The organism is Stenotrophomonas acidaminiphila (genome assembly GCA_002951995.1).
Classification (GTDB): domain Bacteria; phylum Pseudomonadota; class Gammaproteobacteria; order Xanthomonadales; family Xanthomonadaceae; genus Stenotrophomonas; species Stenotrophomonas acidaminiphila_A.
The window spans coordinates 1,395,977-1,411,142 of the sequence record CP019797.1 but is presented as its reverse complement, the minus strand read 5'-3'; the positions used below and the strand labels follow the sequence as shown (position 1 = coordinate 1,411,142).

The window sequence follows — 15,166 nt, the reverse complement described above, 5'->3', positions numbered from 1 at the left end:
TCAATCTCCCTTCAGATCGCGCCACGATACCCGCTCCCAACGCGGAGGAATCGTCGGCACAGCCACGATCTCGCCGTTGCTGCCCGCCACCAACATGACGCCGCGCATCAGGTTTGGCAACGTGGGCATGCCCACGCCCGCGTCCACCGAGCCGACCGGCAGGTTGTTGACCGTATCGCTGGTCGAGGAGTTCCTGTCCAGATCGAAATAGGAACTGCCCGCACTGGTCCCGGTAAACGCATCCAGCGCATTGATGTAGCCGCGGCCATCCGCATCACAGGCATTGCCGGTGGGTATCATGCTGGCGGTGAGCAGGAAGCTGGAAACCACTTGGGCATCCTGCACGATCCGCTCGCCTGCTTCGGGCAGGTCGATATACCAGCCCTTGGACCCGGCTGGCAGACTGGCCTTGCCCTGGAAGGCCCGCACCGGGTATCCGCTCGAGGTGCCCGAGGTCACCTGGACGGTGCGCTGGGTCAGCTCGGAACGACTGACCGCCGTACCCGAGTCGATGAAGCCATACATGCTCTGCACGTTGACGTTGCTGGAATCGGCATCTTCGGTCGTGAGATAGCGACCGGTACCGAAGAACACCCAGCGCTTGTTGGTCCACGGGTGCGTCGCAACGGTGACGCCGGCACTGATCGGCTGCGCCTTGCCGGCCGCGTCCTGGGCCGTGAACAGCCGGGTGGCGCTCCATGCAGCAGACGAGGTATTGGTCAGGTCGAACTTCCATACGTTGCCGAGCATGTCCCCGGCATACACATAGGCCAGGGTCTTGCCATCGGGACCGTAGACGCCGGTCGGCGCGGAAAGACCGTTGGGCGCCGCGGACGAACCCGCGCCGGTATCGATTTCGCGGATGACGGCACCGGTTTCGGCGTTCAGCACGACGAGCACGGCCCGGTCGTGACTGCTGTTGACGCCGTTGCCGAAAACGACCGCGGCATTGCTCGCTCCCTGCACATTGGCCAGGATCGGCCTGCCCAGCACCTGCCCCATGTTGCCAGCCGTGGTTTCCGAACGCTCCCACAGGGAGACGCCACTCGCGGTGGCCGACGCCGGTGCGGTCACGTTCAACGCATACAGGCCCTTGCCACCCCTGCCGAGGCTGCCCACCAGGATGTTCTTGTTGGGCGTCAACGCGCGGTTGGTCACGACCACCGGACCATCGACAAAGAACTTGTGCGAATAGTCACCCCGGCTCAGGGTGGCGAGCTGGGTGAAATTGATGATATTGGGCACGTAGGCGAACAGTTCCTGGCCGCTGGTGCCGTCGAACGCATGCAGCATGCCGTCGTTGGCACCCACGTACAGGGTATCCGTCTCCTTCACGTAGAAGGGAGAGGAACCAACGATGTCTCCCAGCACGGTGTTGGGCCGGTTGCGCAGAAGCCCGCCGTTACGCTCCTCGTTGCTGCTGTCACCCTTGATATACGCGGCGTTGTCCGCGCCCGTCACTGCGTAGTCCGCCGGCCCACCGACGCGCGCCAGGGCCGCCTGCTGGCTCGTCGTGGGGAAGGTCGCACCGTAGGTGAACACCTTGCGGGTGGCCAGCGACGGAATGCTGGACGTCCAGCCGCTGCCCACGCCGTCGCGGGTCACCGTCTGCCCCTTCACCGTGCCGGTCCAGGTGCCGGATACATAGCTGGCACTGAACACCTTGGAGCCGGCATTGAGCGATGCGGAGTTGGTGGCGACGTTGGAGAACGACCCGGTGCGCTGGGCGATCGCCGCTAGCGCCTTGCCCAGGCCCGCGGTGAACTCGGAAGGACTGGATGCGGACACGAACTGGCCATGGCCGTTGACCGCCGCATGCAGCAGATCGTCGATGCGTCGTGCGTTGTCCGTGCCCGGGTTGGAGGTATCCGGGTCCGGCCAGGCCGGGTTCGCCGGCACGCTGTCGACGCTGGACCAGCCCATGGTGGTCTTCAGGCCGATCGAGATGCCGAACGTGACCATGTGCTGCCAGAACGCGGGGTCGGCGTCCGTCGTGGGCACATTGTTGTTGTCCGGCCGGGTCGTGTTCCCCATGTAGTCTTCGGTGCGCAGGTCCGTCTTCCAGTACCTCATCGCCACGTCGGCCAGGGTCCTGGAATAGCTGTCGCTGAACGGCGCGGCCGCCGTGTACGTATAGGTCTTGCCCTTGGGCCCCTTGATGGTGCTGCCACTGGTGCCGTCGGCGTTGCCGCTGTCGACCGTGGAGGTGTTCCAGTAACCATCGGTGGTCAGGATCGCGAAGTTCTGCCGGCAGGAAAGCTGGTCGCTGCCCGCCTCCGGGCCATACGGACCGCTCGAATCGGAGCGGCTGAAATAGGTGCCGGCATCGTCCAACGCCTGCTGCAGCGGCGTGCCGTTGCTGGCACCGGCGGCGAACAGGCGGTTGTACCAGGTGGAGCGGGAGGTGGTGCTGGTGCTGCCGGCCACGCTGGGATCGGCCACGTTGTTGACGAAGCGTCCGTCGTTGCCGTCACGGACCGGGATGTCGAACGTGTTGCGCCCCCAGATGGTGCGGAACCCGACACGCACCTTGCTGTTCAGGGGGCTGAATGCCTCGGCGGCACCGGCCTTGGCCGCCTTGGTGCGGGTGCGGTGATAGGAATACCACGTGGCGAAGTTGGCCTTCTCGTCCGCCACCGTATTGCCCGACCCCGTACGCGGCGCAGGCAGTGCCGCGGTGCAGTCGATCCAGCCATAGCCACTGCCCTGTCCGTCACAGCTGTTGGTGGTGTAACGCTGCGCGGAAATCTGGTAACTGGTGCTGTTGTTGGTGGCGCGCTGCACCCTCACCGTGTACTGGCCGGCAGCGGTCTCGGGCACCAGACAGTAACCGGCACTGTTCCGTGATGAAACGCCACTGCATACCGTGTTGCCGGCAGGGTCGTAAACCCAGTAGTTGAGGGTCCGGGAATTGTTCGAACTGGTGTTGTCGATGGTGATCTCGAGCACCACGCCCGCGGACACGGAGGCCAGCCGGTTGTCGACGGCCGTGTTGTTGGAAAGCGTGCCGGTGGCCGTATTGCTGCCCCCCACCTGCACCGTCTGCTTGGCGCTGGTCACCACCGTGCCGTAGACACCGCGCAGGATTCCGCCGTTGCCGGGCAGGATCTGGTAGCGGTAGTAATTGGACACGCTGGAGAGATAGGACGCGCTGCTGTTGGCGGTGTTCTTCGGTACGTAGAACGTCTGGATGTTGGCCGACAGGTCCTTCGAACCACCATTGGTCCCGGCGCCGGAATGCGTTACCACGAGGTCACTGCTGTAGACCCCCGTATAGTTCATGCCGCCCGTCAGCCGATTGCCATCGGCATCCATCCACGGCTTGTAGGTCACCGCCGGGTTGTAATACAGCGTGTTGGTCGCATAGCTCTGCATGTATAACTTGGAGTTGTCCAGCGTCTCGCTGGTGACGCTGGTACCCGTGGACACACCGTTGGCATCGGGCCGGCTGCTGAACGAGCCGGGGCCGGTGATCTCGGTGACATCCTGGTTGTTCATGTTGCGCCAGGCCATCGACCCCGAGTCATCCAGGATGAACAGGATGTTGGGGGCGACGCGCGCCGCCGTGGTCAGCGGGTCATCGGGAATCACGATGCCGGCGTTGACCGGCAGGGCCAGCATGCTGGCCAGGAACGCGGCAGGACCCGCCCACCACTGGCGCATGGCCGGCTGCGACGTCCGATGCTTGGAATGCTTGCGCTTCATGATCATTGCCCCGGCGATGGAGTGCGACTGGCGACATTGGCCTGCAGCAGGACATCCGCCCGCCCGGCGGAACGACTGCGTGCGGTGATGCGGAAAAGCGGGCTCTCGCAGTCCGGGGACGGCGGCAGGCTGTCGCAGTTCCCCTTGTAGCCGGGCCCGACGCCCAGGTACTCGATCCAGTACTGCGGCGGCGCAGCCAGCCGGGTGTCATATGTGCCCGCGGGCAGGTTCGCCCAGACCGGGCTGGCGCCGGTTGGGCAGACGCTGGTGCTGGTGCAATCGGCAGCGGCCGGGATCGTTCCCGCCTCCCAGGCGGAATTTCCGGCCAGCACCACGTCCTGCGCATAACGCAAGGCCGTTTCGGCGCCCTGGAAGGCCAGGCTGCGGTCGCGCATGTTGGCACTCATGCGCTCCTGCATGGCCGAGCTGCGCAGGATCGCGATACCCAGCACCGAAAGTATCAGCAGCAATATCATCACCACCAGCAAGGTGATGCCCTGCTGGGCCCGGCTCGCCGCCAGGCTGGGGCCGCCCGCGCCGACGGAAAGACTCATAGCGTACGACTCCGGAGACTGAAGATATTCGAGGAATTGCGGGTCAGCGCACTGCCATCCACGTCACGCCCATTGAGCACCATGTCCGCACGCACACTGATCACGGTGGACCAGTCGGCGGGCGTGGCCGTATAGCTGGTGCCCCCTTGCTGCAGGTACGAGAAGGCGATCGACTGCACGCCATCGGTGACTTCCTCGGCGGCACCGCCGAAGCGCGAGACGTAGAGCGAGCTGCCGCCACGACCATTGTCGGCCACGAACCAGCGCGCGCTGCGCAACCGCCCCACCACCACCGAGGAGGGAGGCGCATGCTGGTCGGCCCCCGGGTTGTAGCCGCCCGGCAGCGCGGCGAACCCGAGGGTGCTGCTGCTGACGCTCGTGGCCTGCACCACGAAGCTCTTGCGCGCGTTGCACAGCAGCAGCCAGTCGCCGACCTCGAACTTGTCCGTGGCATCGGACACCTGCGTTGAATCCAGGGTGACCGAGGTGGCGGTCGAAGCGGTGACCTTGTAGGCCGCATCCTCGCCCGAGACCACGGTCAACTGGCTGGCGTTACCGGTAATCGGAGTATCACGGAACGCGTCGGACTGGGCGCCGGAGCTTTCCACGACCGAGGCCGTGGAACACGCCGAACCGCCGGCCGAGCGGATGTCCTGCGACATCACCTCGAAGGCAACCCGCGCGCTCTCCTGGATGCGGTTCAGCCCTTCATTGGCACGGAATGAGTTCTGATTGGACTGGAACACGACGAATGCCGCACCCAGCACCAGCAACCCCAGCACCAGCGCGATCATCAGTTCGATCAGGCTGAAGCCGCCCGAATGCCGGCGACCCGCACGGTAAGCAAAGCGGCTCATATGCGCACCTCGGTGGCCACCTGGCGGGTACTGCTGCCGCCGGCGCGCTGGTCGTCCCACTGCACCGTGATCCGGAAACGATTATTGCCCAGCGCCTCGATCCTGCCGCAGGTGCTGCTATCGCCGACCGTACCGATGGTGCGCTTGAGCGCGTTGATCCAGGCCGCCAGATCGTTCTGTGCCAGGCTTCCGCCGGACCCTGCGGTACAGGTCATGGCCATCGCATAGTTGCCCGCATTGAGCCGGTTGGCGCGCATCGCCTCGGCGATCGACGTGGTCTGCATGACCGCCTGGCTGCTCTCCAGCGAGCCCTGGCCGCCGCGCAGCGCGAGTGCCTGCATCGCGGCGATGCCGAGCAGGCCGACGCCGAGGATCAGCACCGAGATCATGACTTCCAGCAGGCTGACGCCACGCTGCTGGCGGGGCAACCGCCGCCCCGGCGATCGGCGTGGACCGTGGACCGGACCGCGGACAGCGCTGTTCATGGACATGCTCCAGCTCCGTTGTGCTTGCTGGTGGTGACTCCGCCGCCGACCATCATGGTCACGACGCGCTGGTTGTCGCCGACGCTGCTGACCGGCAGGCAGACCGTCATGCTGGCCTGCGCATCGAGCAGGCCCGTCGGGCGGAAACGGATGCCGGCGGCCGGGCCGGCGACCTGCATGTCGCCCGTGACCGACGAATCGCGGATCACCTCGTCGCTGCCACTGGTAGTGTCGCGACCGGTCACGATCCACCGGCTCCAGTCGGTCGTGCTGGCGCAGCTCGTACCATTGTCGCTGCCGCATACGGTGACAGCCGCATTGCGGCGGATGGCCTCCGAACGCGCCAACTGCAGGGCGGTGACCAGCTCGGTGGATGCGGCGCTGAGGCGATTGGCGGCGATCAGCCCCTGCATGGCAGGCACGGCGATCGCGGCGATGATCGCCAGCACGGCGACCGTCACCATCAGTTCGATCAAGGTGAACCCCGCCCCTGCCGATGGCCGCGGAGTTCCAGCATCCCGTCGCGACATGACACTCCCCATGATTGTCCGGCCCGACAGTAAGCCCTGCGAGCGCCCCGTTCCATACAAAGGCGACGAGCGGACCGATCACGGGCGCCAGCGGTAGCCCGCGCTGGCTATGATCTCGGTTCCCCGCCCAGGCTGGTGCCGTGCCGCATCCCCATCGCCCGATCGACATCCTGCTCAGCCCCTCGACCTTGATCGCGGTGGTCCTCGCCGGCGAGGCACTGGCCGCGCTGCTTGCCCTGTCGCCGGCACCGGTGGACGACCGGCTGGTGCTGTTCGGGCTGGCATCGCTGGGCATCCAGTGGGCGACCCTCGGCACCCTGGCCCTGGTCCACCTGCTTCGCCCGGTCCTGGGCCGGCTCGGCCCCCAGCCGCTGGCATGGGCCTGCCTGGGCGTGCTGCTGGTCACCACCCTGTTGATGGCACTGGCCGCCTGGACGCTGATGAGCTTCCGCCACGTCGAGGGGGATCACGAAGGCGCCCTGTTCGTGCTGCGCGCGCTGGCATTGGCGCTGGTCGCCGGGCTGCTGGTATTGCTTGCATTCCAGAACCACTGGCGCGTCCGGCAACTGGCATTGCGCGCCAAACAGGCGGAACTGGAGGCCCTGCAGGCGCGCATCCATCCGCACTTCCTGTTCAACACGCTCAATACCGGGGCTGCGCTCGTGCATCAGCAACCGCAGAAGGCCGAGCAGCTGCTGCTGGACCTGGCCGATCTGTTCCGCGCGGCCCTGACCGACTCGCGCCAGGTCCCGATGCGCGAGGAGCTGGAACTGGCCCGTCGCTACATCGCCATCGAGCAGCTGCGCTTCGGCGCGCGGATGCAGGTGGAATGGGCGTTGCCGGACGCGCTGCCCGACCTGCAGGTGCCGATTCTGTCGATCCAGCCGCTGGTGGAGAACGCCATCCACCATGGCGTGGAACCCTCCGCCGGGCCGTGCAGGCTGCGGATCGCCATCCAGCCCGAAGCCGGGGGCGCCAGGATCACGGTCAGCAATGACCTGCCCGCCACCACGACCAGCATCCACCGCGGCCACAGCGTGGGGCTGCAGGCGTTGCGCGCGCGGGTGCAGATGATGGGCGGCGACGTCCACACGGAGATCGCCGACCGGCGCTACCTGGCCTCGTTGCGGGTACCGGCCGGCTGAGTGCGGGCAGCGGGCCGGCAGCGGTGGCGGCCCAAGCCCGATGCCCAGCGGCATTGGGCCCGCGCCACAGCGGCGCGCCGGCTCAGGTCACGACCTGGTAGCAGGGGTGATACTCGCCGGAGATCTTCATGCGGCGCTGTTCGACGAAGGCGCGCAGCAGCGCGTCCAGCGCCTGCATCATGTCCGGATCGCCGTGGATCTTGAACGGACCGAAGCGTTCGATCCGCTGCATGCTGTCCTCCTTGACGTTGCCGGCAACGATGCCGGAGAACGCGCGCCGCAGATCCGCCGCCAGTTCGGGCGCGGGACGGCCGTGGTGCAGGTCCAGCGCGGCCATCGCCTCGTGCGTCGGCACGAACGGCTGCTGGTACTCGTGCGGAATCTCCACTGACCAGTTGAAGAAGAATGAATCCTTGTGCGCCAGGCGGTACTCGCGCACCCGCTTGATGCCCTGGGTCATGCGCCGCGACACCGCGACCGGGTCGCCGACGATGATCTCGTAGCGGCTGGCGGCCTCTTCGCCGAGGGTCATGCGTATGAACCGGTCGATCTGCTCGAAGTACGGCGCGGCGATGGTCGGGCCGCTGAGGATCAGCGGGAACGGCAGCGCCTTGTTCTCCTCGCGCAGCAGGATGCCCAGCAGGTACAGGATCTCCTCGGCGGTGCCGACGCCGCCCGGGAACACGATGATGCCGTGACCCATGCGCACGAACGCCTCCAGGCGCTTCTCGATGTCCGGCATGATCACCAGGTGGTTGACGATCGGGTTCGGCGACTCGGCGGCGATGATGCCCGGCTCGGTGATGCCGATGTAGCGGGTATTGGTCCTGCGCTGCTTGGCATGGGCGATCGTCGCGCCCTTCATCGGCCCCTTCATCGCACCCGGGCCACAGCCGGTGCAGATGTCCAGCCCACGCAGCCCCAGCTCGTAGCCGACCTGCTTGGTGTACAGGTACTCGTCACGGGAAATCGAGTGACCGCCCCAGCACACCACCAGGTTCGGTTCGCTCGGCTGCAGGATGCGGGCGTTGCGCAGCACGCCGAACACCGCGTTGGTGATGCCCTCGGATGTCTCCAGGTCCGAGGCATACTCCGGCCCCAGCTCGATGGCCATGTAGGCCAGGTCGCGCACCACCGAGAACAGCAGCTCGGCGATGCCGCGGATGATCTCGCCGTCGACGAACGCCATCGCCGGCGCATTGGTGAGGTCGATGCGGACGCCGCGGTCCTGCTGCGCCACCTGGATGTCGAAATCGGGGTAAAGGTCGCGCGCCGCACGCGGGTCGTCCGACGCACTGCCGCTGGTGAGCACCGCCAGCGCGCAGCGCCGCAGCAGCTCGTGCATGCCGCCGCTGGATGCATCGCGCAGGCGCGCGACCTCCGCCCGCGACAATACGTCCAGACCGCCGCGCGGGTAGATCCGCGCATCCTGCACCGGCAGCGCCCGCGCCACCGCTTCTTTCGTCATTTCCATCGTCGGTTCCGTCTTCACAGTTGGTCGAATGTAGCGCTGCCCCCATGAAAAGGAAAACGGCCGGGTTGCCCCGGCCGTTTCCTTGTGCAGCACTGATCCGTCAGGGCATCAGAACTTGTACTTCAGGCTCAGCATCATCGACCAGCGCGACACCGCGGTGTTGCCCTTGTCGTTGTTGTTTTCCTGGATCGACGAGTTGTCGGTGGTGCCGGTGAACGAGTACACGTACTTGCCGGTCGCCGGATCGATACCGCCGTAGTTGGCCACGCGACGGGTCGAGTAGAAGCCGTAGTCGTCGATCAGGCCCCACTTCTTGTTGAGCAGGTTGCCCACGTTCATGATGTCCAGGGACAGCTCGGTCTTGTGGCCCTTGAACAGGCCCGGCAGCTCCTGGCTCAGGCGCACGTCGAAGCTGTTGACCCACTTGGCGCGGTGCGAGTTGGCCGGCACCACCTGACCCTTGTAGCCGGCCAGTTCCGGGGTGTTCTCCAGCCAGTCGAAGAACGCCTTCTCCATGGCCGGATCCTGCTCGAACTTGTTGTTCACGACCTTGCCGAACAGCACGTCGCCATAACCCTTCGGCACGTAGAACAGGTCGTTGGTGGTGGCACCGTCGCCGTTCACGTCGTTGTAGAAGATATAGCTGTACGGACGGCCGGTGCGGCCTTCGTAGAACAGGCCGGCACGGGTGGCGTAGTCACCGAAGAAGGCGTGCTTCCACTCCAGCGTCGCGGTCAGGCGGTCCTTGATGGCGTACCGCGAGTTGTAGTCCACGTTCTCGTTGGAGTTGAAGATCAGCGTGTTGTTCCAGTTCGAGGTGTTCTGCGAGCTGGTCAGCGAGCTGACTTCCTTGGCGGCGGTGTAGGTGTAACCCAGCGACCAGCCCCAGTTCTCGGTCATCGGCTTGCTCAGGGCGAACGTCGCCTGCGAGCTGCCACCCTTGTCGGTGTTGCGCAGCAGCATCACGTCACCGATATCCGACGGACGGTTGGCACGGGTCAGGGCGCCCTTGGTGCCATCGGTAATGCCGAAGTTGTTGCTGCCGCTCATGCGCGAATTGCTCGGGTCAAGACCGGCGGCGTTCCAGTAGATCGCACGCCCGTCCTGGCCGTAGGCGGTCGGGGTCATGACGTCCAGACGCTCGAAGTACAGCGCGTCCTTGACCTTGGTGACCAGCAGCTCGGCCGACGCGGTGATGCCGTACCACGGCAGCTCGTGGTCGAACGCCAGGTTGGCCTTCCACACCGACGGCATGCGGGTGCCCGGCTCGATGATGTCCACGTTCATGCGACCCGAGCCCGGGGTCAGGCCGGCGGTCGACGGCGGCAGCGCCGGGTTGAACGCCGGGGCCTGGTTGCCGCGCAGGTCGTACTCGACATAGTTCAGGCCGGTGTTCTGGTAGGCACCCGCCAGCCACACGTTCGGCGCCGCACCGCCGAACAGGCCCACGCCGCCGCGCAGCTGGGTCGGGCGATCCGAGTCGAAGGTGTAGTTGAAGCCGACGCGCGGCTGCACCAGGCTGCTGTCAGGCAGCACGGTGTTGTTGTAGCCGTACAGCTGCTCGATGCGAGGGTTGTACAGCTTCTGGTTGCTGAAGTCCGGCAGGTCGACGCGCACGCCGTACATCAGGTTCAGGTTGTAGTTGATCGCCCAGGTGTCCTGCACGAACAGGCCGGTGTTCTTCAGGGTGAAGCTCGCCGGGATGTCGCTGAGGCTGCCACCGTTCGGGCGCGGCGCACGCAGCTGGTAACGGTTGACCTTGCCGGCCAGGAAGTCGGTGAGGCTGTTGAACTCGTACACGCCGTTGAGGTTGCGGCCATAGAAGTTCATCAGCTCGTTCTTCGAGTAGTCGAAGCCGAACTTGACGGTGTGGTCACCGATGTACCAGTTCGCCGAACCAAAGGCGCTCAGCTCCTTCGACTCGACGATGTTGACATGGGTGTTCTGCTCGGTGCCCAGCAGCAGCGCCGAGTTGTTGGAACCGAAGCCGTTGATGCGGATCTGCGGCAGGTTCACGGTCGGCACGCGGGTAGCGTTGTAGTCCTTGTACGAGACCTTGAACTCGGTGGAGAAGTTGTCGCTCCAGTCGGAGAACAGCTCGCCCATCCAGGTTTCATAGGTCTTCGGCTGCGCATACCAGTAGCTGCTCAGCGAGACGGTGCCCGAGGCCATGCCCGGGAAGCGCATGACGTTCTGCTCCATCTTGTTGTAGCGCAGCGCGGCACGGTGGTTCTCGTTGATGTTCCAGTCCAGCTTGACCGCGTATTCCTCGATCTCGGTCTTGCTGTCCGGCGCCGACAGGCTGCCGACGTCGTAACCCTTGCCGGTCATGAAGTCCTGCACGGCCTTGATGTCGGCGTCGGTGATGTTGCCCTTGCCGTACGGGGTGTCGCCCAGCGCCACGCCCGGGGCCGAACGCTCGTACTTCTCGTAGTTGGCGAAGAAGAACAGCTTGTCCTTGACGATCGGGCCGCCGAAGGTCATGCCGTAGGTCTTTTCGTCGTTGAAGCCGTTGAAATCGCCCTTGTCGGTATCCAGGCGGCGGCGGACCATGTCGTCCTTGTTGCGGTACGAGCCATAGACCGTGCCGTGGAACTCGTTGGTGCCCGACTTGGTCACGGCGTTGATCACCGCGCCGGTGCCACCGTAGATGGTGGTGTCGTAGTTGGCCAGGTCGATGTTGATTTCCTGGATGGCGTCCATCGACACCGGCTGACGCTCGGTCGGCAGGTTGTTGGATTCCAGGCCGAACGGGTCGCCGGCGCCGATGCCGTCGATGCGGATGGCGTTGTAGCGGGTGTTCTGGCCACCGGCGGAGATCGCGCCGTCAGCCTTGCTGACCTGCGAAATGCGCGGGTCCAGGCGGATGTAGTCCTGGATGTTGCGGCTGGCCGACGGCAGCGCATCCATCTGCTCGCGGGTCACGTTCGAGCCGGTGCCCATCTTGTTGGCGCTGAACAGGTCGGAACCGACCATCGCGGCCACCACTTCCACGCCCTGCAGGGTCGTCACGTCGCCGGCCAGTGCCGCATTGACGGTGTTGACCTGGTTCAGGTTGAGGTACACACCCTCTTCGGTCTTGGTGCCCTCACCCGGCTTGGTCACGGTGATGGTGTACGGACCACCCACGCGCAGGCCGCGCGCGTTGTAACGACCCGACGCATCGGTGGTGGCGCGGCTGACCGTGCCCGACTCGACGTGGGTGATGGTGACTTCGGCACCGGCCACCGGCGAACCGCCGTTGTTGGTGACCAGGCCGCCGACGCCGGCGGAGGTGCTCTGTGCGAAAGCCGGCGCGGCCGCGAGAGCGGCAACGAGACCAAGGGCAAGCTTGGACATCCGGATGCGAGGGTGGTTCATTCTGGGTAGCCTCGATACGAGTTGGCGATTGGGAAAAAACGCGATCCATCAGCCCCGGGGCCACCGGGCGCCTGATCGGCTTGAATCTGGGGGTACCTTCCGCGGCGGTTACATGCGCAACGGTTAAGATAAGGTTAACACGGTAAGCACCAAATATGACCGCAGCAAGACAGCCATCTTGCATTGCAGCAAATGCGGCACAATCGAATCAAAGACTTACGGGATGGACGCCAGGTAGGTGGCGACACCGTCTAGCAACATCTGCACGGAAATCGCGACGAGCAGCATGCCCATGAGGCGCTCCAGCGCGGTCAGCGCCCGCGCCCCGAGCAGCTTGTAGAGCAGCGTTGCCGACATCAGGATCGCCGCCGTGGCGCCCCACGCCAGCAGCAGTGCCAGGCTCCATTCACCGAGCCGGTCGGGCTCGTTGCTGCCCATCAGCATGACCGCCGCCATGCCCGACGGCCCGGCCACCAGCGGGATCGCCATCGGCACGATGAATGGCTCGCCGTCCGGCACCGCCCCCATCAGCCCTTCCGGCCGCGGGAAGATCATGCGGATGCCGATCAGGAACAGCACGATGCCACCGGCGATGGCCACCGACTCCTGGCGCAGGTGCATCAGCTCCAGCGCGTACTTGCCGCCCCACAGGAAGGCCATCAGCACAGCCAGCGCGATCAGCAGTTCGCGCACCAGGACCACGCGCTGGCGGCGGGGCGCCAGCGGCTTGAGCAGGCTGAGGAACACCGGGATGTTGCCCAGCGGATCCAGGATCAGGAACAGCAGCAGCGCGGCGGAGAGGATCGTCACCCGCGCAGTTCCAGCACCTTGCCGCGCCAGTCCGCGCCATCGGCGGCCAGCAGCTGTACGCAGGCATCGGCGCAGGCCGCCGGATCGACCGGCGCGTAGTCGGTTTCGTGGGTGAAGGCGCGCGCCCGCAGCGGCGTGCGCATCGGCCGCGGCCGCAACCCGCTGACCCGCACCGGACCGCTGCGCAGTTCGTGGTGCAGGGTATCGAGCAGGCCACGCAGGCCATACTGGGCCACGCCATAGCCGCCCCAGTAGGCCTGGCCGACCCGCTGCGGGTCGTCCAGCGCGAACACCACCGCCGCATCTTCGCGCTGGCGCAACAGCGGCAGGCAGGCCTGGGTCAGCCAGGCGCGGGCGGTCAGGTTGACGTGGATGGCGCGGGCGAATGCCGCCGGGTCCGCGAGCGCAAACGGCGTCAGTCCGGCGAAGTCGGCCGCACAGTGCAGCAGGCCATCCAGCCGGCCGACTTCCGACGCCAGCCGCGTGGCCAGTTCGGCGTAGTCATCGGGCGAGGCGCCCTCCATGTCCAGCGGATACAGCAGCGGCTCGGGACCGAGCTGCGCGGCACTGTCATAGACGCGGTTGAGCTTGGCGACCTTGCGCCCGAGCAGGACCACGGTGGCGCCGGCCGCGGCGCAGGCCCGCGACGCCGCCGCACCGAGGCCGCCGGCGGCACCGGCGACCAGCACGACGCGCCCGTCCAGGCGCGAACCCGGGGCCGGCGCGTTGCCGGCGTCGATCGATCGCGCGCTCATGCCTGGCCCGCCTCGGCGACGATGCGCTTGAGTTCGCCCGACTCCAGCAGTTCCAGGATGATGTCGCAGCCGCCGATCAGTTCGCCATGCATGAAGAACTGCGGAAACGTCGGCCAGTTGGAATAGCGCGGCAGGTTGGCGCGCACTTCGGGCAGCTCGAGCACGTTGACGGTGCGCAGGTTGACCGCGCCCGCCGCCAGCAGCGCCTGTACGGCCCGGCTGGAGAACCCGCACATCGGATACTGCGGCGTCCCTTTCATGAACAGGACGAGGGGATGCTGCTCCACCTCCGCCTGGATTTGCTCCATCACCGCCATTGCAATCTCCCAGCTGCTGCGAAGGAACGGCCTGTCCGGTCGGATAGACTCTTCCCCCGTGGCTGCCGATTGTAAGCCGAGCCAGCCGGCTGCCGGCGCCCCAGACCGAAAAGAAACGGACCATGCCCGTCGAACTGCCCGACCTGCCCTATCCCCGCGACGCCCTGCAGCCGCATCTCACCACGGCGACCCTGGACCTGCACCACGGCCACCACCAGCGCGCCGAGATCGAAGCCGTCAACGCCCGCATCGCCGGCACCGAACTGGAGGGCCTGGCACTGGAGGAGATCGTCCGCGCCAGCCAGGGCAGCCTGTTCGAAGCCGCCGCGCAGGCCTGGAACCACGCTTTCTACTGGCAGTGCCTGCACCCCCGGGCCGGCGGCGAGCCGCACGGCGCGCTGGCCGACCTGATCGCCCGCCAGTTCGGCGACACCCAGAAACTGCGCGAGGAATTCAACCGCGCGGCACTGGCCCTGGCCGGTTCCGGCTGGGCGTGGCTGGTACAGCATCCGGACGGCCGCCTGGCCATCGTCACCACCCGCAACGCCAACACGCCGCTGACCGGGGACAGCACGCCCCTGCTGGGCTGCGACCTGTGGGAGCATGCCTATTACACCGACTTCCAGGACGACCGCGGGCGCTACCTGCAGGCGTTCTGGAAGCTGGTGAACTGGGATTTCGTCGGCGCCCGGCTGCGCTGAGCGCGCCGGCGGGCCTGCGCGGGCGTCACCGCCCGCGACCGCCCCGGTCGCGGCCCGGGCCGCCTCAGCCGTGGGCGTCCACCGCGTCCAGCACGCGCGCCGAGAACACCAGCGCGGCACCGGCATTGAGCGCGACCGCCACGCCCAGCGCCTCGGCGATCTCCTCGCGGCTCGCGCCCTGTTTCAGCGCCGCGTCGACATGGGTGGTGATGCAGCCGTCGCAGCGGGTCGTCACCGCCACCGCCAGGGCGATCAGCTCGCGGGTCCGGGCATCCAGGTGCGCGGTCTGCGCGCCGGCACCGCTCAGTGTCATGTAGCCCTTGAGCGTATCGGGCGAGAGCTTGCCCAGCTCGCCGATACGCCCCTTCAGCTCGCGACGGTATGCGTTCCAGTCCAGCATGGCGGCCACTCCGAGGGAAGGAGCCGCCACGCTACCACCCGGCCGGTCGTGGCGGTGCGCACGGGAGCGCACC

General features: G+C 66.5%; 13 protein-coding genes. 2 read left to right on the top strand and 11 right to left on the bottom strand.

The genetic code is table 11. From position 1 onward, the window contains the following. The 5 genes from B1L07_06205 to B1L07_06185 all read right to left on the bottom strand — a co-directional run bounded on the left by B1L07_06205 (window position 1) and on the right by B1L07_06185 (window position 6,131). A complete protein-coding gene (locus B1L07_06205) occupies window positions 1–2,073 on the bottom strand; it encodes a hypothetical protein (protein ID AUZ56487.1) in 2,073 nt (690 codons plus the stop codon). 1,634 nt (window positions 2,074–3,707) lie between these two features. Further along, the gene (locus B1L07_06200; protein AUZ54759.1) at window positions 3,708–4,259 is read right to left on the bottom strand and encodes a hypothetical protein; all 552 of its coding nucleotides are present in this window, start codon (window positions 4,257–4,259) and stop codon (window positions 3,708–3,710) included. Beyond that, window positions 4,256–5,116, bottom strand: a complete 861-nt coding sequence (locus B1L07_06195; GenBank protein AUZ54758.1) for a hypothetical protein — start codon at window positions 5,114–5,116, stop codon at window positions 4,256–4,258. Before B1L07_06195 ends, B1L07_06200 begins: the two co-directional genes overlap by 4 nt. Then, window positions 5,113–5,601 carry a hypothetical protein gene (locus B1L07_06190; GenBank protein ID AUZ54757.1) on the bottom strand — a complete coding sequence of 163 codons (489 nt, stop codon included), beginning with the start codon at window positions 5,599–5,601 and terminating at the stop codon, window positions 5,113–5,115. Before B1L07_06190 ends, B1L07_06195 begins: the two co-directional genes overlap by 4 nt. Beyond that, window positions 5,598–6,131: a hypothetical protein gene (locus B1L07_06185; GenBank protein AUZ54756.1), complete on the bottom strand. Its 534-nt coding sequence runs from the start codon at window positions 6,129–6,131 to the stop codon at window positions 5,598–5,600. The genes B1L07_06190 and B1L07_06185 overlap by 4 nt, the downstream gene beginning before the upstream one ends. A gap of 140 nt (window positions 6,132–6,271) precedes the next feature. On the opposite strand from B1L07_06185, the gene B1L07_06180 reads away from it, so the two are divergent. Then, a complete protein-coding gene (locus B1L07_06180) occupies window positions 6,272–7,276 on the top strand; it encodes a hypothetical protein (protein ID AUZ54755.1) in 1,005 nt (334 codons plus the stop codon). Window positions 7,277–7,358: 82 nt separating this feature from the next. Here the strand turns inward: B1L07_06180 and B1L07_06175 are convergent, their stop codons facing one another. The 5 genes from B1L07_06175 to B1L07_06155 all read right to left on the bottom strand — a co-directional run bounded on the left by B1L07_06175 (window position 7,359) and on the right by B1L07_06155 (window position 13,992). Beyond that, complete coding sequence (locus B1L07_06175; GenBank protein AUZ54754.1) at window positions 7,359–8,750, bottom strand: LOG family protein; 1,392 nt, start codon at window positions 8,748–8,750, stop codon at window positions 7,359–7,361. Window positions 8,751–8,858: 108 nt separating this feature from the next. After that, window positions 8,859–12,089 (bottom strand): Oar protein, encoded by a 3,231-nt coding sequence (locus B1L07_06170; GenBank protein AUZ54753.1) that lies wholly within the window; start codon window positions 12,087–12,089, stop codon window positions 8,859–8,861. Between the two features lie 237 nt (window positions 12,090–12,326). Then, window positions 12,327–12,920 (bottom strand): hypothetical protein, encoded by a 594-nt coding sequence (locus tag B1L07_06165; protein ID AUZ54752.1) that lies wholly within the window; start codon window positions 12,918–12,920, stop codon window positions 12,327–12,329. Then, on the bottom strand, window positions 12,917–13,675 hold the full coding sequence (locus B1L07_06160; GenBank protein AUZ54751.1) for a short-chain dehydrogenase: 759 nt from the start codon (window positions 13,673–13,675) through the stop codon (window positions 12,917–12,919). Before B1L07_06160 ends, B1L07_06165 begins: the two co-directional genes overlap by 4 nt. After that, window positions 13,672–13,992 (bottom strand): monothiol glutaredoxin, Grx4 family, encoded by a 321-nt coding sequence (locus B1L07_06155; protein ID AUZ54750.1) that lies wholly within the window; start codon window positions 13,990–13,992, stop codon window positions 13,672–13,674. Before B1L07_06155 ends, B1L07_06160 begins: the two co-directional genes overlap by 4 nt. Window positions 13,993–14,114: 122 nt before the next feature. On the opposite strand from B1L07_06155, the gene B1L07_06150 reads away from it, so the two are divergent. Next, a complete protein-coding gene (locus B1L07_06150) occupies window positions 14,115–14,693 on the top strand; it encodes a superoxide dismutase (GenBank protein ID AUZ54749.1) in 579 nt (192 codons plus the stop codon). A 64-nt stretch (window positions 14,694–14,757) separates the two neighbouring features. On the opposite strand, the gene B1L07_06145 is transcribed toward B1L07_06150, so the two are convergent. Beyond that, window positions 14,758–15,093, bottom strand: a complete 336-nt coding sequence (locus tag B1L07_06145) for an alkylhydroperoxidase (protein ID AUZ54748.1) — start codon at window positions 15,091–15,093, stop codon at window positions 14,758–14,760. Between the last annotated feature and the right edge of the window lie 73 nt (window positions 15,094–15,166).